General features: G+C 68.3%; 15 protein-coding genes and 1 pseudogene. 8 read left to right on the top strand and 8 right to left on the bottom strand.

Annotated features, from left to right (window positions below):
- The first annotated feature begins 64 nt into the window (after positions 1 to 64).
- Positions 65 to 523 carry a response regulator transcription factor gene (locus LJ657_RS33450; protein ID WP_232652645.1) on the top strand — a complete coding sequence of 153 codons (459 nt, stop codon included), beginning with the start codon at positions 65 to 67 and terminating at the stop codon, positions 521 to 523.
- Positions 524 to 610: 87 nt separating this feature from the next.
- Here LJ657_RS33450 and LJ657_RS33455 read toward each other — a convergent pair whose 3' ends face one another.
- Positions 611 to 1,348, bottom strand: a complete 738-nt coding sequence (locus LJ657_RS33455) for a hypothetical protein (RefSeq protein WP_232652646.1) — start codon at positions 1,346 to 1,348, stop codon at positions 611 to 613.
- Between the two features lie 206 nt (positions 1,349 to 1,554).
- Between LJ657_RS33455 and LJ657_RS33460 the strand changes: the two genes are divergently transcribed.
- The 7 genes and pseudogenes from LJ657_RS33460 (at position 1,555) to LJ657_RS33490 (ending at position 11,358) form a co-directional block, all read left to right on the top strand.
- Positions 1,555 to 3,174, top strand: coding sequence for a subtype B tannase (locus LJ657_RS33460; RefSeq protein WP_308117100.1), 1,620 nt, complete (start codon positions 1,555 to 1,557; stop codon positions 3,172 to 3,174).
- Between the two features lie 184 nt (positions 3,175 to 3,358).
- Positions 3,359 to 3,712: an immunoglobulin-like domain-containing protein gene (locus LJ657_RS49120; RefSeq protein WP_505016524.1), complete on the top strand. Its 354-nt coding sequence runs from the start codon at positions 3,359 to 3,361 to the stop codon at positions 3,710 to 3,712.
- Positions 3,633 to 4,361, top strand: a pseudogene (locus tag LJ657_RS33470) (glycoside hydrolase family 43 protein). Before LJ657_RS49120 ends, LJ657_RS33470 begins: the two are co-directional and overlap by 80 nt.
- A gap of 539 nt (positions 4,362 to 4,900) precedes the next feature.
- Entirely contained in the window at positions 4,901 to 6,439 is a 1,539-nt protein-coding gene (locus tag LJ657_RS33475; protein WP_232652649.1) for an RICIN domain-containing protein, read from the top strand.
- A gap of 17 nt (positions 6,440 to 6,456) precedes the next feature.
- A complete protein-coding gene (locus tag LJ657_RS33480) occupies positions 6,457 to 7,797 on the top strand; it encodes a jacalin-like lectin (RefSeq protein WP_232652719.1) in 1,341 nt (446 codons plus the stop codon).
- A gap of 166 nt (positions 7,798 to 7,963) precedes the next feature.
- A complete protein-coding gene (locus LJ657_RS33485; RefSeq protein WP_232652650.1) occupies positions 7,964 to 9,340 on the top strand; it encodes a glycoside hydrolase family 43 protein in 1,377 nt (458 codons plus the stop codon).
- Positions 9,341 to 9,357: 17 nt separating this feature from the next.
- Entirely contained in the window at positions 9,358 to 11,358 is a 2,001-nt protein-coding gene (locus tag LJ657_RS33490; RefSeq protein WP_232652651.1) for an RICIN domain-containing protein, read from the top strand.
- Between the two features lie 18 nt (positions 11,359 to 11,376).
- Here LJ657_RS33490 and LJ657_RS33495 read toward each other — a convergent pair whose 3' ends face one another.
- The 7 genes from LJ657_RS33495 to LJ657_RS48745 form a co-directional block, all read right to left on the bottom strand.
- Positions 11,377 to 12,315 carry a family 43 glycosylhydrolase gene (locus LJ657_RS33495; RefSeq protein WP_232652652.1) on the bottom strand — a complete coding sequence of 313 codons (939 nt, stop codon included), beginning with the start codon at positions 12,313 to 12,315 and terminating at the stop codon, positions 11,377 to 11,379.
- A gap of 52 nt (positions 12,316 to 12,367) precedes the next feature.
- Positions 12,368 to 13,369 (bottom strand): LacI family DNA-binding transcriptional regulator, encoded by a 1,002-nt coding sequence (locus LJ657_RS33500; RefSeq protein ID WP_232652653.1) that lies wholly within the window; start codon positions 13,367 to 13,369, stop codon positions 12,368 to 12,370.
- The gene (locus LJ657_RS48740) at positions 13,363 to 15,813 is read right to left on the bottom strand and encodes an alpha-L-arabinofuranosidase family protein (RefSeq protein ID WP_232652654.1); all 2,451 of its coding nucleotides are present in this window, start codon (positions 15,811 to 15,813) and stop codon (positions 13,363 to 13,365) included. The genes LJ657_RS33500 and LJ657_RS48740 overlap by 7 nt, the downstream gene beginning before the upstream one ends.
- 82 nt (positions 15,814 to 15,895) lie before the next feature.
- On the bottom strand, positions 15,896 to 17,167 hold the full coding sequence (locus tag LJ657_RS33510; RefSeq protein WP_232652655.1) for an alginate lyase family protein: 1,272 nt from the start codon (positions 17,165 to 17,167) through the stop codon (positions 15,896 to 15,898).
- Positions 17,168 to 17,321: 154 nt separating this feature from the next.
- Positions 17,322 to 20,147: a glycoside hydrolase family 2 TIM barrel-domain containing protein gene (locus LJ657_RS33515; RefSeq protein ID WP_232652656.1), complete on the bottom strand. Its 2,826-nt coding sequence runs from the start codon at positions 20,145 to 20,147 to the stop codon at positions 17,322 to 17,324.
- Between the two features lie 150 nt (positions 20,148 to 20,297).
- A complete protein-coding gene (locus tag LJ657_RS33520; RefSeq protein WP_232652657.1) occupies positions 20,298 to 21,827 on the bottom strand; it encodes a glycoside hydrolase family protein in 1,530 nt (509 codons plus the stop codon).
- A gap of 55 nt (positions 21,828 to 21,882) precedes the next feature.
- The gene (locus LJ657_RS48745; protein ID WP_232652658.1) at positions 21,883 to 23,400 is read right to left on the bottom strand and encodes an alpha-N-arabinofuranosidase; all 1,518 of its coding nucleotides are present in this window, start codon (positions 23,398 to 23,400) and stop codon (positions 21,883 to 21,885) included.
- Positions 23,401 to 23,416: the final 16 nt, after the last annotated feature.

The raw sequence follows: 23,416 nt of genomic DNA on the forward strand, positions 1-23,416 counted from the left end.
CGTCGTGGACGCCGACAGCGGTACGTGACCGCTGCTGACGAGGCTGCGTGAGCTCGGCTTCGACGTGTACGCGGCCGGTCGCGGCGAGGAGGGCGACCCAGTCGGCGTCGCCGTACGCCCCGACCTCGTCGTCCTCGACGTGATCCTGCCGGACGGCGACGGCTTCGAGACCTACCGCGCCCTGCGCGGCGCCGACGTCGACGCGCCCCTTCTCTTCCTCACTGCCCAGGACCGGACCGAGACCAAGGTGCGCGGGCTGATGATGGGCGCCGACGACTACGTCACCAAGCCCTTCGCGCTGGAGGAGGTGGTCGCCCGGGTCCATGTGCTGCTGCGGCGCGGACGCGCCCTCGACTGCCGGCTGCTGCGCATCAGGGGCGTGGCGCTTGATCCGGCGACCCGCGAGGTGTGGCGGGACGGAACCCAGGTCGCGCTCTCACGCCGGGAGTTCGATCTCCTCAGTTTTCTGATGGACAACGCGGGCCGGGTCCTCTCCAAGGGGCAGATCCTCGACCGGGTGTGACAGTCGGAGTTCCACGGCGAGTCCGGCGTGGTGGAGACCTACGTCTACTACCTGCGGCACAAGCTGGGCGACCGTGACCAGTCGCTTTCAGGACCGTGCACGGCGGCGGCTACCTGATGGCGGGGGCCCGTCAGGATTGACGACGTCCGCATAGGTGTCGACGTAGTGGCCGAAGGACCAGATGCGGTCGTAGCCACGTCCGCGCCAGCTGTGGACCGTCGTGCCGACCTCCGGCTGTCCCGTCGCTCCAGTTGTAGTAATGGACGTGGAACACCGGGTTGATCCGGACGGTCCGCATGTGCGGGCGGGCGTCGATACAGCGCCGCCAGCCGGGCGGCGCTCCTTGCCGAGCCAGGTCCAGGTGTACGAGTGCGGGAACTCGCAGTTGCCGACCACGACCTCCCAGCCGTTCACGAGCGCCCAGTGCTCGCCGTAGGGCAGGTCGGAGTGCACGCTGCGGGACGCGCCAGCGGCGACGTGGCAGTAAGGCGCCTTGCCGTGCGCCTTCGCCGAGTCCACGAGCTCACCGGTGTTGATGCTGAGGACGAAGGACTTGTCGGCGCCGCTCATGTCGCTGCACAGCGTGGACATCAGGACGTCGGTGTTGAAGGACTCCTTGCCGCGGATGTTGACACCGGACGACGGGTTGGCGTCGGCCGCGGGGCGGTGGCCACCACGCAGGCGGTCGCCGTGACGACGGCCGCGCCGACCGTCACCCAGCGCTTGATTCTGCTGGTCACGCCTCTCTCGCTGCTGTGCCCTGGAGGTCTGGGACGGTGGGTCCCGGTAGAGGAGAGCGATGGGTCGGACCCCACCGCTGCGCACCAGGAAACGGAGCGACGCAAAGCGGCATCACAGCTGGATCAGAGCCTGATCAGAAACGCGGCGCGCTTGTTGTCGCGTCGTTCCTGAGGGTTTCCCTCGAGTCGGCTATGCATACCCCATGAAGGTCAGCGAAATTGTTGACGATTATGTTGCCCAACGTCTACGTTCACGGCTGCCCACCCCCACGGTACGAAAGAGGCAGATCAGTGAAGCGCAGGACGGTACTCAAGACCGCGACGCTCGCCGCGGCCGCGGCCTCGGCGCTCCCGATGCTCTCCGGTTGTTCGAACGACGGCGACTCGAGCCGCAAGAGCGTCTCGCTCACGTTCGACAAGGACGCCTACAAGACCAAGACCAAGACCGTTTCCACGGCGGACGGCGAGAAGAAGGTCACCTACCGCCTCTGGGAGGCGATCACGTATGTAACCAAGCCCGTGGACGAGAAGTACCAGAGCCTCAACGTCATGGTGCCTGTGAAGATCGGGGACAAGGAGATCGACGCCTCCGGCGCCCCGATCCTCCTGGACAACGCCATCGCCGGATACATGTCCTCGTCCGTGACCGGCGGCAGCGGCGGGGGCGGCGGTGCCGCCCCCAGCGGTGCCCCGGGTGGCGGAGGCGGCATGCCCGGCGGGGCCGCGCCGAGCGGCGGGGCCGCTGCGATGCCCAGTGGCGCGACGGCTGGCGGCGCCCCGAGCGGCGGCACACAGCCCGGCGCCGGCATGACGGGCGGCGGTCAGATGGTCAGCAACGGCGACCTCGCCCTCGCGGCCGGCTGTGTCATCGTCCAGCCCGGCGCTCGGGGCCGCGACAACGAGAAGAACGGCAAGTACTACGGCAAGGCGCCGGCCGTCATCGTCGACTTGAAGGCCGCGGTGCGCTACATCCGCTACAACAAGGGACGCATCCCGGGCAACACGGACTGGATCGTCTCCTCCGGTACGAGCGCCGGTGGTGCCATGTCCGCACTGCTCGGCGCCTCCGGCGACAGCCCTCTCTACGACACGCAACTCAAGGAGATCGGCGCGGCCGACGCCAGTGACGCGATCTTCGCGAGCGCCGACTGGTGCCCGATCACCGATCTCGACCACGCCGACATGGCCTACGAGTGGATGTACGGCGGCGCGGAACTGAGCGGCAAGACCGTCGACCAGACCGTCTCCAAGGCGCTCCGGTCCCAGTTCGCCGAGTACCAGGCATCCCTCAACCTCAAGGGCGAGAACGGTTTCGGCACCCTAACGGCCCGCAACTACGACGCCTACCTGCTGAAGACGTACCTGGAGCCCGCCGCCACGAAATACTTGAAGGCCCTGTCCGATACCAAGCGCACCGCCTATCTGAAGGAACAGTCCTGGATCACCTGGTCCGGCGGCAAGGCGACCTTCGAATTCGACGACTTCGTCACGCACGTCGGGCGGAGCAAGAGTGTGCCGGCGTTCGACGCCTTCAACACCTCGGCCGCCGAGAACATCGAATTCGGCAACGAGACCACCAACGCCCGGCACTTCACGCTCTACAGCCTGCGTCACGCGACCGGGAAGTCCGGTGCGCGGCTGGACGGCGACCTCCCCGAGAAGATCACGCTGATGAACCCGATGCACTTCATCGGGCAGAAGAACGCAGCCCGCTCGAAGAACTGGTGGATCCGCGTCGGCACCAGCGACACCGCCACTTCGCTCACGGTCGTCGGCAACCTCGCCGCGAGCCTGAAGAACCTCGGCGACAACGTCAACGCGCTCATGTACTGGGACGGCGGTCACGGCGCCAACGAGGACCCAGACGACTTCATCAAGTGGATCGCTCAGATCACCGGCTACGGGAAGTAACTCTCCAACGTACCTCAGGAGCATGGGTTTTGACGGTGCTGCCGACATATCGCACGGCACGCAGTGAAGGACAACTCCCTCCTGAGGCGAAAAGGACGAGCCGCTCATGCCTTTCCTGCCCGCTCGTCACCTCCCGCCGCGGCGTCTGCACCGACACCTGCTGATTCCGCTCACCGTCGTTGCGATGGCCTGCGCCGCACTGCCTGCGCAGGCCACGCGGCCGTCGACCCTTGGACCCGAACTCGCCGAGGCTGCCAGCGCGTTGACCGTGTGGGACGCCGACGACGTACGCGGCTACCTCACCCTCCCCACCTCTTCCCTGCACGACGCGACCGTGAGGTGGACGTCCGACAGCCCTGGACCATCACCGCGACCGGCGAGGTCAACCGCCCCGCCCACGCCCCCGGCCCATGTCACCCTGACCGCCACCGTCCGACTCGATCACTACCAGGTCCGACGTGAACGGCAACCAGCCGGTGCTCGCCTCAGCTCTCGGCGAGAAGGGCGTACGCGACCCGTTCGCCGTCCGTTTCCCTGAGGTCGTCAAGTTCTACCTCGTCGCCACCGGCCTGAAGATCAACGGCGGCAAGAGCTGAGGCTACGACATGCGCTTCGGCAGTGCTTACCTGGAGGTGTGAGAGTCCACCGACCTGGTGCACTGGCTCGAACAGCGCCATGTGAAGGTCTCCGGCAACCGGGCCGGCCCGCCCTGGGCGCCCGAGGCCACCTGGGACCCGACGCTCGGTGCTTACGTCGCCTATCGGGCCTCCAATCTCTACGCGGCCGACGACACCCAGCACACCGGCACCACCTACCCGCGCATGAAATACGTCACCACCCGCGACTTCCGCACCTTCAGCGAACCGAAGGTCGGGAACGACCCGGGCGGCGGCGTCATCGACTCCGCCGTGGTCAAGGACGGCGACTGGTACTACCGCGTCACCACCGACGACAAGGCCGTCGGCTCCTACGCACGACATCGTGCTGGAACGCTCCCGCGATCTGGCCGCAGCCGACGCCCCCGGCACGGCACCCGCGCAACTGGCAGCTGGTTGACGACTGCGTGCGCACCGGCGTCGGCACCAACCGGGTCGAGTAACCGACCGTCTTCCAAGACAACTCAGGCCACGGCTGGTGGGTGTTCATGGACGAGGACGCCGGACGCGGCCCCCCTCCTTCTACACTGACACCCTTGCCGCGCCCGACCGGATGCCGACGAGCGACTGCCGCCTTTCCGCACGCCTGGCATGGATCGGCCCTGCCCGTCGCCACCGGGGAACTCGCGCGAGTGCGCGCCGCATATCCGAAGCCCTGAGTTCGGTTCGGACATGGCCCGGCAGCCGCCGGGCCACTGAAAGAAGCTGACCGCAAGAAGAAGTGGACCGGGGACAAATGACGTCGTAGTCCGACACAGCCGGCCAGCAACCGAAGCTTTCAAGCACTTTCCACTTCACTTTCAGGGCGATTCACCTCCACATTCAAAGCGAATCTTCGAATGCAGGTACGACTACCGCCGGTAACACCACATCTTTCAGGAAGCCTTGAAAATTGTCAGGCGAATCACTTGTCTCGCGTAACACGCGTATGCGAAAGTGAGCCTCCCTTAGGACCGCCAGGGCCATGACCGGGCGAAAAGGCGATCCTTAAGGTATGCACCAATCACTCACTGCTTTCCGACGGAACGTAATTTTGCATGCCGTCCTGCAATTGGAAAGGAAAGGATTCCGTGCAGGTCCCTCACCCCCCACGCCCGCCGTACCCGCCCTGTCCCGGACTGCCTCTCGGTGAGGCTGATCCGGACCTCGCCGCCCAGCTGGGCGGCGAGGAGGACGAACGGCACCATGCGACAGCCCTGTTGCTGGCCCGCCACTGGCTTGCCGCCCGCGACTACGCGCTCCTCTGCCTGGCGTCGGCGACCCCCACCGCCCATTACGTGGCCACCAGCGCATTTCAGCGCACACTGGACCGGCTCGCGAGCAGTACGCCCAGCGCAGCCCTGCGCCCACTACTGCTCGTGGCAGTTCGCGAGACCATCCGCAATTGGGCCGCCGACGACAGAATATGCACAGCCCTACCAGAACTGCGCAAACCCACCGGAGGCCGCGGTCTGTACGCGACCAAAGCAGAAGCACCGGCGAACCGGAAACTCGCCGAACACGCCTTCGTGACACTGTCCGGTTTCGCCCAGTCCCTTCTGTGGCACACCGAAGTCGAGGCGGAACCCATAGAGATACCCGCCGGCCTGCTCGGCATGGAAACGGTTACGGCGCGAGCCGCCGTGGAACGGGCCCGCGAACAATTCAGGGTGGGCTTGGTGCGCGCCCACAGGCAATTCGCGCCGTCCGCGGAGTGCCGCTTCTACAACCGTCTTATCGACGTTCCCATTCAGCGGGGCGGCCGGCTGCTCCCGGATGTCCAGCAGCATCTGGCGCGGTGCCCTTACTGCCGGGCCGCCGCGGACCAACTCGAGCATTTCAAAGGTGGGTTGGGCCTCCTGCTCGTTGATGCGGTCCTCGGCTGGGGAGGCCGCCGCTATCTGGCTACGCGCCCTGGCTGGAGCAGCCCCGAGGAATGGGCACCCACACCGGAACGGGAGACGACAGGTCCGACCGCAGGCGGCCGGCACCGCACCGCTTCCGAGAAGAGGCATCACGCAGCCGCCGCCGTGGCTCTCACCTCGCTCGCACTACTGGTGGCCGTCCTGGCCGCCCGCAACTGGTCCGACGACAGCGGTCAGCCCGGCCCGGTCACCCCCACCTGGGGTATTCCCGCCAACAGTTCCTCCAGCCCCACCGCGCCACCTGGCACCGCACCCGAGCCTTCCACCTCACCGGGCGAACCCGGCACCCAACCCCAGAGCAGGCTGCGCAGCCTCGCCACCGGACGATGCCTGGCCGTCGACGGCCGACTCACGGTCGGCGCGGGCATCCACCTGACAGCATGCTCGTCGACCGAATCCGAGCGATGGTCATACGAGTTCGACGGTCTGCTGCGCAGCGACGCCGACCCCTCCTTCTGCCTGACCGCAGATCCCCGGACCCGGAATGTCCAGCTCGCGCTGTGCGTCGTGCACTCCGGCGAAGTGTCGTACACCATCACGGCGCGTGGGGAACTCCTGCTCCGCGGCCGCCAGGACCTCGCTCTGGCGCCGGGCCGGGGCGGCAGGTCCACGGAGGTGGTCGTGGCGGACCGTGACGCGTCGGACAGACAGCGATGGACGCTTGAGGCTGCCGAAACGGAACGTGCGCCCACTTCCCGCACGTAGCAGCACAGTTGCCATGAATCCTCAATGGCGAGGTCTGCCTGGCGGCGGCAACCGCCGCCCTCGGCGGGCTCACCGCGGCCGCGTCCCCCGCGGCGGCGGCCGACTCGGGCAGCTTCAGCGTCCTCAGCTACAACGTGGCCGGCCTGCCCGCGAGCCTCAACAGCGCGCCGACGCCCCGCGAGTCCAGCACCACCACGATCGGCCAGCGGATAGCGCCGTACGACATCGTCCATGTCGAGGAGGACTTCAACTACCACTCCTACCTCTACGCCGCCGACACCGCGCACGCCTACCGCACCCCCACCAGCGGCGGCGCGGGCGTGGGCAGCGGGCTCAACACCCTGTCGAAGATCCCCTACGACGAGGACGACTTCGAGCGCGTCCACTGGAACTCCTGCCAGGTCGACTCGGGCGACTGCCTGACCCCCAAGGGCTTCACCTTCATGCACGAGCGCCTCGCCGAGGGCGTCTACGTCGACTTCTACAACCTGCACACCAACGCCGGCACCAACGACGGCGACGAGGCCTCCCGCGCCGACAACCTGAGCCAGCTCACCGCCTTCATCAAGACCCACTCGGCCGGAAACGCCGTCGTGGTCATGGGCGACACCAACACCCGCTACACCCGCACCGCCGACACCATCGCCGAGTTCGGCGCGGCCAACGGGCTCACCGACGCGTGGGTGCAGCTGATCCGGGGCGGCACCCCGCCGGCCAAGGGCAGCGCCGCGCTGGTCTGCGACCAGTCCGGGGCGACCGTGCCCAACACCTGCGAGGTCGTCGACAAGGTCCTCTACCGCAGCAGCAAGCTCGTCTCGCTCGACGCGACGTCCTACAACAACGAGCACGCCAAGTTCCTCACCGACGACGGGAAGATGCTCTCCGACCACGACCCGATCACGGTCGGCTTCTCCTGGTCGCGCAACGCCGCTTACCAGCTCAGCGACCAGTTCGGCGGACCGCACGGCGACTACTACAACGACATCGACAGCGTCCCGGACGGCGCTCGCGCCACCACCATCGCCCTGCGCTCCGGCTCCCGGGTCGACCAGATGGGCCTGACCCCGGCGAACGGCACCACCCTCGCCCACGGCGGAACGGGCGGCACCGCGTCCTCCCTGACCCTGGGCAGCGGCGAGTACGTGACGACCGCGCAGCTCTGCCAGGGCACGTACAGCGACCACACGCGCATTTTCTACGCCAAGTTCACGACGAACCTCGGCCACACCCTGGCCGGCGGCACCACCACCTCCGACTGCGTGACCCGCACCGCGCCATCCGGCTGGCAGATCGCCGGATTCCACGGACGCAGCGGCGACGAGGTCGACAAGATCGGCTTCATCTACACCCAGCGCTGAGCCGACCGACGGGCGTGGCCCGTGCGCACGGATTGCACCAATGGTGTTCCAGGTGATTGACGCGCGCATGGCCACGCCCTAACTTCTGACCGATTCGCCGAACTATGTTCGGTATATCGATCAGCGCTTGCTGAACTTAAGGGCCGCACACCCCCTTGGAGCACGCATGACCACCTCCCGCCGCCACTTCCTCGGCATGGCCGCCGCCACCCCCCTGGCCATGTCCGGCGCACTGGCCCTCGGTGCCGGGACCGCCTACGCCGCCGACTCGGCGTACGTGATGTGCTACTTCACCGAGTCGACGAACCTCGGCGACGGCACCGACTACGGCCTGCACCTGGCCGTCAGCCCCGACGCGCTCGAGTGGACGCCGCTCAACCAGAACAACCCGGTGGTCACCCCCACCGCGGGCGACCTCGGCCTGCGTGACCCCTTCATCCTGCGCAAGCAGGACGGCACGTTCGTGGTGCTCGCCACGGACCTCAAGGGCACCGACTGGACCTATGTCAGTCAGTACATCCATGTCTGGGACTCCCCCGACCTGCGCATGTTCACCGGTTACCGGCGGATGAAGCTGCACGACATGAACACCCACAGCTGGGCGCCCGAGGCGTTCTGGGACGCGGGCCGGGGCCAGTACGCGGTGATCTACTCCGCCGTCAACAGCAGCGGCCACAACGTCATCATGGTCAACTACACCAGCGACTTCGTCACGGCCTCCGCGCCGCAGGTGCTCTTCGACCCGGGCTACGACGTCATCGACGGTGACATGGCCGTGGGCGTCGACGGTTACAACTATCTCTACTTCAAGGGGAACCAGACGCTGAGGGGCGCCCGGTCCACCTCCCTGAACCCGGGCAGCTTCACCGAGTTCAGCCCCGGCGTGGCGCACGGCGGCACGGAGGCCCCGACGCTGGTCAAATCCTTGAACTCCGGCACCTGGTGGCTCTGGGGCGACACCTACACGCCCAACGGCGTCTTCTACGCCTGGCAGACCGGAAGTCTCGCCTCCGGGACCTGGACGGCCCTCGACCAGAGGACCTACACCCAGCCGGTCAACTCCAAGCACTGCGGCATCACGACGATCACCACGACCGAGTACAACAACCTGCTCGCGAAGTGGGGAACCCCGGCCTGGAACCGGCTCAAGTCGTACAACTTCCCAGCCCGTTACGTCCGCCACTCCGACTATGTAGGCCGGATCGATACGTACCCGATCGAGCCGTACAAGGACTCCCTGTGGACCCTGGTCCCCGGGCTCGCCGACAGCTCAGGGGTCTCCTTCCGGTCGGTCAACTACCCGACCCGTTACCTGCGGCACTACAGCTACGCGCTCCAACTGGACGTCAACGACGGCACGTCGACGTTCGCCGCCGACGCGACCTTCTACCGCACGCCGGGCCTCGCGGACGCGAGCTGGGCGTCGTTCCGGTCGTACAACTACCCGACCCGTTACATCCGGCACTCCAACTACGTGCTGCGCATCGACCCGATCTCCACGACGACGGACCGGCAGGACGCGACCTTCCGGGTCGGTTACTGACCATGGAAGGCACCCCCATGTCGCGCACCTTCGCACGTGGCTGGGCCGGACGCGTCACCGTGCGCGTCCTCGCCCTTGCCCTCGGGCTGGCCGGTCTGACGGCCATGGCCGACCGCGAGTCGTCGGCGTCGCTGCACGCCGAGCCGGCCGCGGTCAGCACCACGCAGGCGGACGTCACCCCGCCGCCGATGGGCTGGGCGTCCTGGAACAGCTTCGCCAGCAGCATCGACTCCGGCGTCATCAAGCAGCAGACGGACGCGCTGGTCTCCTCGGGTATGGCGGCGGCCGGATACCAGTACGTCAACCTCGACGACGGCTGGTGGCAGGGCGACCGCAATGCCGACGGCAGCATCGCAGTCGACGCCGGCCTGTGGCCGGACGGGATGAAGGCCGTCGCCGACTACATCCACAGCAAGGGCCTCAAGGCCGGCATCTACACCGACGCCGGCAAGAACGGCTGCGGCTACTACTACCCCACCACCCGCGCCGCCGCCCCGGGCACCGGGATGGAGGGCCACTACCAACAGGACCTGGAGACCTTCCAGCGTTGGGGCTTCGACTACGTCAAGATCGACTGGTGCGGCGGCCGGGTGGAGGGCCTCGACCAGGAGACCACGTACAAGGCCATCGCCGCCGCCGACGAGGCCGCCACCGCCGTCACCGGCCACAGGCTCGTGCTGTCCTTCTGCGAGTGGGGCAGCGGACTGCCGTGGAACTGGGCCACCGGTTACGGCGACCTGTGGCGCACCAGCACCGATGTCATTCTGTGGGGCCAGACCCCCACGACGGCGATGATGCTCACCAACTTCGACCGGGCCCTGCACCCGGCCGCCCAGCACACCGGCTACTACAACGACCCCGACATGATGATGACCGGCATGAGCGGCCTGACCGCCGCCCAGAACCGGCTGCACATGGGCCTGTGGTCGATCCTGGGCGCCCCGCTGCTGGCCGGCAACAACCTGGCCACGATGAGCACCACCACCCGCGACATCCTCACCAACCGTGAGCTGATCGCCATCGACCAGGATCCGCGCGGACTGCAGGGCGTCAAGGTCGCCGAGGACACCCGCAACCTGCAGGTGTACGGCAAGGTCCTCGCCGGCACGGGCAAGCGCGCGGTGCTGCTGCTCAACCGCACCGGCTCCGACGCGTCCATGACGGTCCGCTGGGCCGACCTGGGCCTCACCTCGGCCGCCGCCTCCGTACGCAACGTGTGGAGCGCCACCAACGCCGGCTCGTTCAGCACGAGTTACACCACCACCGTCCCCGCCAACGACGCCGTCCTGCTCACCGTCTCCGGCACCGAGGCATCCGGGGCGACGTACGAGGACACCACCACGGCCACCACGCCCGCCTTCACCGGCGTCACCGCGACCTCGGCCGGCACCAAGCTGATCGACGTCACCTACGCCAACGGCGGCAGCACGGCCCGCAAGGCGACCATCCAGGTGGGCGGCCAGTACACGTACGTGGTCTCCTTCCCGCCGACCGGCGCGTCCTCGACCTACCGGACCGTGTCCGTACTCGCCCACCTCGCCAAGGGCACGAACACGGTGCGCTTCGCGGCCGTCTCCGGCAGCACGGCGCCCGACATCGACGCCATCCGCGTCCAGAACATCCCCGGCACCGACGGCACCGCCCTCGTCGGCGCGGCCTCCAACCGCTGCGTGGACCTCGCCAAGAACACCATCACCGACGCCACCCAGGCAGAGTTGTGGGACTGCGCGGGCGGTCAGAACCAGACCTTCACCCACACCACACGCGACGAACTCGTCGTCTACGGCAACAAGTGCCTGGACGCCGACAACAGCGGCACCGCCAACGGCACCAAGGTCATCATCTGGGACTGCACCGGCGGCACCAACCAGAAGTGGACCGTCCACTCCGACGGCACCGTCACCAACAACCTGTCCGGACTCTGCCTGGACGCCTCGGAGGCGGCGACCGCCAACGGCACCAAGCTGATCCTTTGGACCTGCAACGGGCAGACCAACCAGAAGTGGACCCTCAACTGACCAACGGAGCTCCGCCGGTCAGCAAGTAGCGGACAGATCGAGCCGCACGGGTTCGTCGCGGTCGCAGTACAGGCTGCCGTCGACGACCCGTGCGGCGGCGACCTGGAGGGAGGAGCGGCGGGTGGCGTAGGTGCCGTCGTCGTCGGTGACAGGGGCGACGCGACCCGGGTGGGTGAAGTAGAAGACGTATGCCGTCTCGCCCTGCACGACCACGTCGGCGTGGAGGCCGATGGTCCCGTCGTCGGGACGGCTGCCGGGCTTGTCGAGGATCAGTCCCCGGTGTTCCCAGGTGGTCAGGTCGTCCGACCGCAGCACACCCTGGCCTCGCCACTCGTCGACGAGCATCCAGTAATAGCCGCCGAGTGCGAAGACGTTGGGGCCCTCGTGCGGGCGGTGGCCGACCACCAGGCCTGTCGGCCGCCACCGGTACAGGTCGGGACTGTCGGCGGCGAAGGTGAGCGAGCCACGGCGGCCGTCCTTGAACCACATCCGCCAGCCGCCGCCCGGCAGCGGGAACACGCACGCGTCGATGACCCCGTCGGAGCCGAGGTCCAGGGCACCGTGGTGGGTCCAGTCGATCAGGTCGGGGCTGGTGTAGTGGCGGATGAAAGCGGCGCCGTTCCAGTCGTCGCGTATGCCTCGGATGTAGCTGACGTACATGTGGTACAGGCCGTCGTGCCAGATGATCTCCGGGGCCCAGAAGGTGTTGCGGCCCCATTCGGTCTCCAGGCCGGTCAGGGTGCCCCGGTAGGTCCAGGTGCGGCCGCTGTCCGACGATGCGGCCACGCCCAGGTCGGTGCCGTAGACCCAGGAGACGCCTGGGCCGGGGGCGGTGGTGCGGCGGTTGGTGTAGACGAGCCACCATTCGCCGGCCTGGCGGTTCCAGATGGCCACCGGGTCGGCGGCGCCGTCGTGTATCGGGTCGCGGAAGAGTGGCGCGTCGGCCACGGGGTTCACAGGGCTCTCCCTTGTTCGTGCTCGTGGTTCGTGCTCGTGCGGCGCGGCGTGTTCAGCCGCCCGTCGACTCCCGGATCATCAGGGCGAAGTCGCCGATGAAGTCCTGGTGCCGCGTCGAGGGCCCGGTCTGCTCGATGCGCCGGATGAGGAGGTCGACCGCGCGCTCGGCCATGCCGTCGTGGTCCGGGTCCACGGTGGAGAGGGAGGGGATGAAGAATTCGCTCTCCGAGACGTTGTCGAACCCGATCACCTTCACCTGGTCGGGCACCCGGATCCCGACGTCGGTCAGGCCCCGCAGCACGCCCATGGCCAGGGAGTCGGTGATGCAGAACACGCCATCGAAGTCGAGCCCGCTCTCCGCCATCTCGCGGGCACGCCGCGCGCCTTCGCGCATGCCGAGCCGGTCCACCTGCTGGATCAGGGCGCGGTCCACGGGAAGGCCCGCAGCCTCGAGCGCCTGCCGGTAGCCGGTGAGGCGGAAGCTGGAGGTGTCGACCTCCTCCAGCGCCCCGCACAGGAACGCGACGCGCCGGCAGCCCCGCTCGATCAGATGGCCGGTGGCCGCCCGGGCCGCCTCCAGGTTGGGCATGGCGACGTGGTCGACGGGACCGCCGAAGATCCGGTCGCCGAGGACGACCACTGGGTGCTCCACCTTGAGCCGCTCGGCGTCGGCCTGGCTCATGCCGGCTGCGGTGAGGATGAGCCCGTCGTACAGGGCGTTGCGGGACAGGGAGAGCGCGTCCAACTCGTTCTCCCGGGAAGCGGTCTGCTCGATGCTCACCCTGAGGTCGCGTCGTTCGGCGGCGGCGACGATGCCGGCCGCGAGCCGTCCGTAATAGGGACTGTTGACCTCGGGAACGGCGAGACCGATGATCCCGGTGCGGCCCTTGCGCAGGTTGCGGGCGGCGACATTGACCCGGTAGTCGAGCCGGGCCATCGCCTCCAGGACCTTCTCGCGCGTCGACGGGCGGACGTTCGGATGGTCGTTGATGACGTTCGACACGGTCATCGGCGAGACTCCGGCCGCCTTCGCCACGTCCTGGATCGTTACCACGCTCGCCCCTGGTCAGCGGTCTCGGTACCCGCACGCATGCTATGCCGCGCGTCCGTGCGCAGGACGGTGAAGGAGTACGGCGGGACGGCACAGAGCGTGCCAGTCAGCCGGTCGTGGACGGGGGCGGCCGGGGCGGGCCCGAACCGGCTGGTGGCGTCCGGGGCAACGGTGAGAGTCGTGCGGGCGTAACCGGTCGCGACGCCCTCTGCGCCGGACATGCGCAGCCTGACCGGGACGGGGCGGGAAGTGGTATTCGCGATCTTGACGATCACGTCGCCCGCGTCACTGTCGCGAACGGCCGAGACGGCGAAGACCTCCGGGTCCGGCCGGACGTCCTCGACGTCGTGCAGCAGCTCGCCGTCGCGGAAGCAACGCACGCGCAGGCCATCCACCTCCACCCGCAGGTCGTACCAACGCCCGCTCTCCACACCTTCGAGCACCCGCTCGCCGAGGTCCTCCCCCACGCCGTCGTCCACCCGCTGGAGCCAGGTCGCCCGGTTGCCCCAGCCGCCGAGCCGCCACTGGTACCGGCGCTCGGACGTCGTCCCGGTGAAGCACAGGACGAACCCCTCGGGACCGTCCGCCTTCCTGGCCCGCACGGAGAAGGCGTACGACGTTCCGCGCACCGCGTCCATGAGCAGCGGGCCGGCACCCGATCCGGCCGCGGTCTCGCCGTTTGCCTCCCAAGTACCGTCCTGCATCTCCCAGTTGCGGAAGTCGGGGGCCGGTGCGGCCTGTTCGCCCAGGGGGCCGCAGAGGACGCCGGTGAACTCGGCGCGCGTGTCGGGTCCGGTGCCGATGCGGATGTCGTGCCGGTCGCTCACCTGGACGGCCGGTACCTGGGGCGCTCCGGTGACCCTGACGGGCAGCGAGGTGTCACCCGAGTTCAGCGAATGCATCTGCTGGACGTGGTAGTTGAGGGTGGTCCAGACGTGCGTGTTGTCGAAGTAGATCAGGTCGGGCAGCCACTGGGTGTGGTCGCGTTTGGCGAGGAGCGGGGCGTAGGAGGCCATCCGGACGACGTCGCCGTTGCGCTCCATGGCGATCATGTAGAGGGCCTCGGCGAGGGCGCCGCGGCCGTCGTTGCACCAGCTGCCGTACTCGCCGATGTACAGGTGCGGGCCCTCGCGGTCCATGGTGTCGAATCGACGGCTGTTCTCCAGGAGCCAGCGCGGTGATTTGTAGGAGTGCTCGTCGACGACGGGGAGGTTCCGCTCGCGGGCGAACGCCCAGCCCTTCTCCCAGTCCTCGCCGAAGGTGGCCGGGCCGAGGGTGCCGATGACGGTGATCTCGGGGTGGTGCTCGCGCACGGCGTCGTGGATGCGGGAGAAGCGCTCGCGGAAGGTGTCGGTGATGCTGTCCTCGTTGCCGACGCCGAGGTATTCCAAGCCGAACGGCTCGGGGTGTCCGGCGGCGGCGCGCAGGGCGCCCCAGCGGGAGTCGACGGGGCCGTTGGCCCACTCCACCAGGGCCAGCACCTCGGCGACGTATGCGTCCATCTCCTCGTCGGGGAGGCCGATCTGTCCGGTCACGTCGCTGTTCTGGCAGCAGACCCCGGCCGGGACTATGGGCACCGGCTTGGCGCCGATGTCCTCGCAGAACTGGAAGTACTCGTAGTAGCCGAGGCCCATCGACTGGTGGTAGTGCCAGATGTTGAACTGCTGCCGGCGCTCGTGCAGCGGTCCGACGGTCTCGGACCAGCGGTACATGTTGCCGAGTCCTTGTCCGTGGGCGAGGCAACCGCCGGGGAAACGCAGGAACTTGGGCTTCAGGTCGGCGATTGCCTGCGCCAGGTCTGCGCGCAGGCCGTTCGGGCGGCCCTTGAACGTGTTCTGCGGGAAGAGTGAGACCAGGTCCAGGTGGACGGTGCCGGGGCCGGTCGCCGTGAGGGTGAGGCGGGCGTCGGGGTCGGTCGCTTCGGAGGTGATGACCGCCGCGCGGCGTCTCCAGGAGCCGTCGAGCGGACCCAACTCCGCCTGCCCGTGGACGCGTTCGCCGTCCCGGCTCTCGATCCGCGCGACCAGCCGGCCGACGGTACCCTCGGCCAGGCGGGCGAAGAGACTCACGTCGTACGGCTCACCCGCCCGGACCGGGATGCCGTCGAACCCCTCGTTGCGCAGGCCCGCACCCTCGACGGTGGTGCTGGTCAGTACCGCGTAGTGCGGGTTGGCGGGGTGCAGCGGGTCGTCGGTGGCGACCGCGAGCGATCCGGCGGCGCCGTCCCTCTCCAGCAGCTCCCAGGAGGTGAGGGAGCGCCACTCGGGCCGGTCGGCCGGGCCGTACTCGAAGGACCTGTTCTGCACCAGCTCGGCGTAAAGACCTCCGTCCGCCGCGTAGTTGAGGTCCTCGAAGAACGCTCCGAAAAGGTCGGTCGAGATGGCCGTGCCCGAGGCGCGGGTGTCCACCTCCACGACCGTCTCGGCAGGGCGGTTGGCGTCAGGCACGGAGATACTCCTGCGTGGATGTGGCGTTGCGTGAACGGTGTGACGGGGCGGCCCCGCGGGGGAGCGCGGGGCCGCCCTGGGACTACTTGGCGTACATCAGGGTGCCGAAGCCGAGGTGGTCGTAACCGCCGCTGGTGGAGCCGTAGTCACCGCCGCCACCCTCGATTCCGACGAAGTCGTAGTACATGGACGAGAGATACTCGTCGCTCCAGCCCATGCGTCCGTGGTAGTGGAAGTGGAGCATCGCCCACACCGGACGGATCTGCCCGCGGCCGGATTCGGAGATCACGGTCTGCTCGTTGTACGCGCAGTTCTGGCCGCTGCCCCAGCTGTAGGTGGTGAACGGCACGTCCTGGCCGATGTTGTACTTGGCGACGTACTGGGCCCCTTGGAAAAACCTCCTGCTGTCGTAGCTGTACAGGTCGACGCCCTGGTTCCAGGCCATCTCGCAGAGCGTGCCCATCTGGCCGACCCCCATGATGCTGTGGGCCTGGTCGCGGCCTGCCTCCTGCCACTGGCCCAGCCCGTAGACCTTGTCGTCGGTGTACAGGTACGGCACGGCGTGTTCGATGGAGCCGTTGCCCGCGCCGCTCTGGAAGTAGCTGACGGCCTCGTCGAACTTGGCGCCGTCCTCGCAGAGGATGGCGATGGCCATGATGGACGCCATGTTGCACAGGTCCCAGTTGGCCCAGTAGTTGGTGATGCAGGCGAAATTGTGGTCTCTCAGGTAGCCGTGGTTGATCGGGTAGAACACGTTCAGCATCATCTGCTGAAAGGCCTCGACGTCGAAGCCGCTGTAGTCGCGCAACAGTTCGCCCACGTTGGCGAACTGCCAGCCCTGGATGCCGGCGACCAGCTCCCCGTCTGTGGTGCCCTGGATCGAGGTCAGCGTGCTCGACCAGGCGTTGCAGATCGCGGCCGCGCAGTCCGCGTGTGCTGTGTCACCGCTGATCAGCCAGCGCAGTGCGTTCTGGTAGGCGGCGGCGATGTCGTTGTAGAGGATCGGATAGTTGTTCGAGGTCCCGCTTCCCCGGTAGATGATGGACTGAGGGTTGGCCGTCCAGGTGGACGCGGAGTGGGAGTTGTTGACCAGGCGCTGCCAGCCCGCGTACCACGGGTCGGCACCCGCGGCCACTCGGACCTTGGCGCGGTTGATGTCGCCCGAGTTGTGCAGCCCGCCGGGGTGGGCCCAGACAGACGGCGCGGCGATGGCGGGCCGCATGGCGGCGGCACCGAGCACGCCGGCGAGAGCGACTCCACCTGCGGCGCGCAGGATGCCTCGTCGGCTCAGCAACTCGGTACGCAGGGGTTGGGGTGTGTCATGACCGTGTGGGGGGCGACCGTTGCGGCTCATGGGTGTGCGACTCCAATCGAACGGGCCCGACCGGCTCTGATCGGGGGTGATGCCGACGTGGTCGAACTGTGGTGCCGAGCGCAGGGGTTTGCGTGGGGGGTGATCGCCAACCCGCGGCCGACCCGCAGCGGGCGAACCTCCTGAGACTCGGCGATCACCCGTCGGCTGTCTCCGACAAGGTGACGGCGAAGGCGGCGGACCGGGCGGTCAGCCGGTGGTTCGGCAGGACTCGGGGGCCGCACGCGGCGGACCCCAGTCCGTGCTGGGCGAGGTCGATGTTGACGTGTACGGCGTCTGCGGGCCGGAGTTCGTCGGTGTGCCGGGCGGTGTCGAGGTCCTCGCTGGTCCAGCGGCGGGCGGTCAGGTGGCAGGTCGGGGCGCCGGTGAGGCGTAGTCCGCCCTGCGGGCCGGTGAGCTCCGCCCAGTGGACGTCGGCCCGGCTGCCGTTCTCCTGGGGAAAGACATACGGCGTCTGCAGGGCGTCGACCGTGCTGCTGTAACGGCCCAGGCGGGCGGCGAGGCGGCTGTCCGGATAGGCCTCTCCCGGCCCCAGCCCGTACCAGGTCACGTGGTCGATCCAGGCGGGCAGGGACATCCGCAGGCCGAGGCGGGGCAGAGAGATGTCCTGCCAGTCCCCGTCCGGCTCGATCTCGGCGGTGAGGCGCAGTCCCTCGCCGGTGTCCTGCCAGCGGTAGGTGGCGTACATGCCGAGGTCGGTGGCGGCGGGGGCGACCCGGGTGCGTACGACCAGCGTGTCGTCCTCGGTGTCCATGCCGAGCAGGCGGTGGTGCAGGCGGTCCAGGCCGATGCGCCGCCAGGTGTCCGCCACCGGATCGTGGCCGAGCCGGTCGTTGTCGATCGGCGCCCGCCACAAGTCGAGTCGGGGGCCGGTGACGGGCAGGTCTCCGAGCCGGGTCAGTCGACCGGTGCGGGTGTCGAACAGGCCGGGGTCGGGCCTGGTCCCGCGGGTCGGTCGGCGCGCGGGAATCGGCTCGGGGATGCGCTGGGCCCAGGCGACCTCGTGGCCGGCCGGGGCCCAGGGCTCGTCCTTGGCGAGGCGGGCGCTGACGGTGAGTGGGCCGGTGGTGTCCGCCGTGGGGTACGGCAGCAGGGCCGGAGGGCTGCCCGCGGGAATCGCCGGAAGCGGCAGGTCACCGGAGGCGGTCTCCTCTCCTTCGTGTTCCACACACCAGGTCAGGACCAGATGGGAGAGGCCTCGGAAATCGTGGAGGTTGGCGATCTCGATGCCGTCCGGTGCCATGGTGATGCGCACCGGTTCCACGACCTTCTTGTACTCGGCCAGGCCCGGCGAGGGGGTGCGGTCGGGGAACACCAGGCCGTCGCAGACGAAGTTGCCGTCGTGCAGTTCCTCCCCGAAGTCGCCGCCGTAGGCGAAGTGACCGTCCTGGCGCAGGCCGTGGTCAATCCACTCCCAGACGAAGCCGCCCATGCATCGTTCGTACTTCTCGAACAGGCGCTGGTATTCGGCGAGTCCGCCGGGACCGTTGCCCATGGCGTGGGCGTACTCCACGACGACGGCCGGCATCCCGCACCGCCGCGCGTCGGCGACCGGGTCGGCGAGCGGCTCCTCCGCGCGTCGCCCGATGGCGTCGAGCTCCTCGTGGGAGGTGTACATACGGCTGTACACGTCGGTGTAGCGACTGTCCCAGTCGTGCTCGTAGTGCAGCGGCCGGTCCGGGTCGCGCCTCTTGGCCCACTCCGCCATGGCCTGGAGGTTGCAGCCGTCACCGGCCTCGTTGCCCAACGACCACATGACGACACTGGGGTGGTTCTTGTCCCGTTCGACGGTCCGCTGCATGCGGTCCAAGTACGCCTCGCGCCAGCGCGGGTCGTCGCTGGGATTGCCGCGCCAGTCGCCCGTCAGGGAGAAGCCATGCGTCTCCAGGTCGCACTCCAGCATCACCCACAGGCCCAACTCGTCGCACAGTTCCAGGAACCGGCTGTCCGGTGGGTAGTGGCTGGTGCGCACCGCGTTGATGTTGTGGCGCTTCATCAGCACGATGTCCTCGCGCATGGTCTCCTCGTCGAGGACGCGCCCGTGGTCGGGGTGGAACTCGTGCCGGTTGACACCCCGCAGCAGGACGGGCCGGCCGTTGACCTTCAGCGGCCCGTCCTCGACCGCGACGCTGCGGAAGCCGATCCGCAGGGGGGTCGTCTCTCCCCCGGCCCGCAGCTCACCCGCGTACAGCCGGGGAGTCTCGGCCGTCCAGGGCTCGACCGCCGCGAGGTCGTACGGCCCCTGGGCGGGGACGTCCCGCAGGCCGAGCTCCTCGACGGTCAGCCGGGCGGGTGCGGAGGTGTCGACGCGCAGGGTGCCACGTCCTGTGGTGTGGTCGAAGTCCGCGTGCACGAAGTAGTCGTCGAGCGCTCCCAGCGCGCGGGCGAGAAGCGTGACGGAGCGGAAGATGCCGGAGAGCCACCACATGTCCTGGTCTTCCAGGTAGCTGCCGGGAGACCACTGGTGGACACGGACCGCGAGGACGTTGCGGCCCGGCCTGGCGATCCCGGTGACGTCGAACTCGGTGGGCAGCCGGCTGCCGGTGGACCACCCCAGTTCCTGCCCGTTGAGCCAGGCGGTGAAGCAGGAGTCCACCCCGTCGAAGCGCAGGACCGCTCCCAGATCGCCCCACTCCTCGGGAAGGTCGAAAGCCCGGCGGTAGTCACCGGTGGGGTTGTCGTCCGGGACGTACGGGGGATCGAGGGGGAAGGGATAGGCGATGTTCGTGTAGATCGGGGCACCGTGACCGTGCAACTGCCAGTGGGCGGGGACGGGCAGCTCGTCCCATCCGGAGTCGTCGAAGTCCGGCCGTTCGATGCCTGTCGGCGCCTCGGCGGTGGACGGGGACAGCCGGAACCTCCAGTCGCCGTCCAGGATCAGTCGGGGGGCGTCCGAGCGGAACGCGGCCCTCGGGGGCCGTCGGCCCTCACCCGGGCTGAAGGTCGTCAGCGGGTCGGTCATACGGGTTCCGGCTCCTTGACATGGTGGTGAGCTTGGGCCTGGTCGCGCAGGACGTGCCGCGTGCGGGGCGGGTGGGATGGAGCAGGCCGGACACCGGCGTTCCGGCCTGCTCTATCCGGGCTGGGGCACGGGCCGGGGCCCGCGACGGGATCAGGACGCGGCGGCCGCCTGAGCCTCGGCGGTGGTGAGGAACTTCAGGTTCGTCACGTGCTCGTTGACGTACCACTGCACGGTGTCGGTGGTGTAGTACCAGCGCGGCTTGCGCATCGAGTCGGCGATGACCACACCGTTGACCACGAGGTTCTCGAAGGTGACGTTGTTGATGGCGTGGTCGGCGTCGTAGCCGAGGAAGAGTGACGGGTTAGCGTGGATGCCGGTGTAGGTGAGGTTCTTGATGTAGACGTCCTCGATACCGCGGCCGACCGAGGTGTTGTACGTCTTGTTGAACATGACCCGGAAGTTGAGGAGTTGGCCCCAGCGGAAGTCCTCGACCCGGACGTCCTCGACGCGCACGTTCCTGATCAGGTTGGAGTCGCCGGCGTTGAGGGAGATGCAGCCCTGGTAGTTCATCTGGGGTTCGCGGTGGTCGAGGATGTCGACGTTCTTGATGAGCAGGTTCTCGATGACGTCGGGGTTGTCGGGGTCGCCGTGCGTTCCGACCTGGATCGGGTGGGCGACATCCGCCCACAGGGTGCAGTTCTTGATGGTGAGGTTGCGGGTGTCGCCGTAGAAGTCGTTGCGGTGGGCGTAGATGGAGAAGCTGTCGTCGGAGGTGCGGGCGAAGCAGCCGTCGAAGGTGAGGTTCTTGGAGCAGTAGACGGGGTAGCCGTCGCCCCATGTGCCCCAGGTGAACACGCGGGTCTTGTGGACGTGGACGTTCTCGGCCTGCCCGCAGCCGATGCCGCTCCCCAGGAAGATGACACCGTCGACCTGGCAGTTGTTGCTGTTCTCGATCCGCAGGCCGCCGACCGAGGAGTTCGGGGCGAGCAGGACGCCGTGCCCCTTGACGGTCACCTGCTCGACGCCCTTGACGTCGATCTGCGCCTTGAGGACGGCTCCGCCGGCCAGGTAGACGGTCTTGCCGCTGGGGACGGTGAGGATGTTGCCGGTGACGGTGTGCAGGCCGGGGCCATAGTAGAGGACGTCCGGGTCGTCGGCGGACGGGGCGTGCTTCTCGACCCGGTTGGTGATGACGTGCAGGCAGTCGAAGATCTCGTCGTTGATCTGGACGATGACGTCCTTCGGCTCGTCGAGCGTGAACCGCAGGGTGTCACCGAGGAGTTCGGGTTTGATGCCGTACGAGTCCGGCCGCACCCGGGCCTTGGTGGTGCCGCCCTTGAGGTGGGTGACCTCCAGCTCCACCGGTCCGCAGAAGTCGAAGTACACCATCGAGGAGCCCCAGACCTTGCCGGAGCCGGTGGTGGGGTTGATCTCCTTGGTACCCGGCGCGTAGCAGGAAAGGGTCTGCCACTCGCCGTCGGGGGCGGTGCGCACCCGCACCTTGAAGCTGGCCTGGGTCCCCGCGCCGGACGGGATGGGGTAGGTCACCAGCTGCGGCGCGGGGGCGTCGGCCGTCTCGTCGGCGTGCGCCGCCGTGGCGGTCAGGGAGGACAGGCCGGCGGCGAGGGCGGCAGCTCCGGCCGCCTGGAGGGTTCTGCGACGGGTCAGGTTCGTGTCCATGTGCGGCTCCTGTCAGGCGGAAAGTGCGGTTGCGGGAATGGGAACTGATGTTGCGTCAGTCCAGCTGGGCGCGGACCGTGACGAACGAGTGGGGCGGCAGTGTGAGGGTGAGACCCTGGTCGGTGGCCTTGAGGTCGTCGAAGGGGCGCGGGGCGACCGTGTGAGGCGTGCCCGGCGTGTTGTGGTCGTGCAGCCGGTCGGCGGTCAGGATGCGGGCGCTCGGTTCACTGACGGACCGGCCGCGCAGGTCCAGAGTCAGTTCGGCGGGTTCCTCGGCATCGAGGTTGGACAGCGAGATGAGGACCGTCCGGTCCTTGACGCTGGCGGAGGCGGACAGGGTCTCCAGCTCCGTGTCACCAACGGTGCGTCGGGCGTCGTTCCCGGTCAGATGGATGGCGAGCGAGGTGGCGTCCTGGTGGCCCTTGTTCATCTCGAAGACGTGGTAGGTCGGGGTCAGCACGAGTGAGTCGCCGTCGGTGAGGAGCATCGCCTGCAGAACGTTGACGGTCTGGGCGATGTTGGCCATGTGCAAACGTGCGGCGTGCTTGTGGAAGATGTCGAAGTGGGTGCTCGCCACGAGTGCGTCGCGCAAAGTGTTCTGCTGGAACAGGAACCCGGGGTTGGTGCCCGGTTCTACGTCCCACCAGGTGCCCCACTCGTCCAGCACCAGCCCGACCGTGCGACCTGGATCGTAGACGTCCAAGACGGTGGAGTGGCCGGTGAGGATGCGGTCGAGGCGGCGGGCCGCGACCATGGTGCGGTAGTAGTCGTCGGTGTCGAAGACGGTCGAGCTGCCCTTGGCCTCCCAGGGCCCGGCGATCGTGTAGTAGTGCACGGACAGGCCCTGGAAGAAGTTCTTCGGGGTGGCCTCGCAGCCGAAGCAGCTGATCTGCTGCATCAGCGTCTCGGTCCACTTGTAGTCGGCGTCCGAGGCGCCGGAGGCGATGCGGTAGAGCTTGTTGTCGCCGTGGTCGCGGCAGTAGGTGGCGTACTGGCGGGCCAGGTCGGCGGAGTACTCGGCGCGCATGTTGCCGCCGCAGCCCCAGGTCTCGTTGCCGATGCCCCAGTACTTCACTCGCCAGGGCTCGTTGCGGCCGTTGGCCCTGCGCAGCCTGGCCATGGGGCTGTCGCCGTCGCGGGTGAGGTACTCGACCCATTCGCTCATCTCGCGCACGGTGCCGGAGCCGACGTTGCCGCTGATGTAGGGCTCGGCGCCGAGGAGTTCGCACAGGGCCATGAATTCGTGGGTGCCGAAGTGGTTGTTCTCCTCGACGTCGCCCCAGTGCGTGTTGACCATGCTCGGCCGCTGCTCGCGGGGGCCAATGCCGTCACGCCAGTGGTATTCGTCGGCGAAACAGCCGCCCGGCCAGCGCAGGTTGGGGATGTCCAGGGCGCGTAGCGCCTGGACGACGTCGAGCCGGATGCCTCCTTCGTTGGGGATGGGCGAGTCCTCCCCGACCCAGAAGCCGCCGTAGATGCAGCGGCCGAGGTGCTCGGCGAAGTGGCCGTAGAGATGGCGGCTGATCGTCGGGCCCTCGATGTCGAGGTTGATGACCGCGGTGGCGTGGGGCACGGACGTACTCCTGCGT

It is taken from the genome of Streptomyces guryensis, assembly GCF_021261325.1.
Lineage (GTDB): Bacteria > Actinomycetota > Actinomycetes > Streptomycetales > Streptomycetaceae > Streptomyces > Streptomyces guryensis.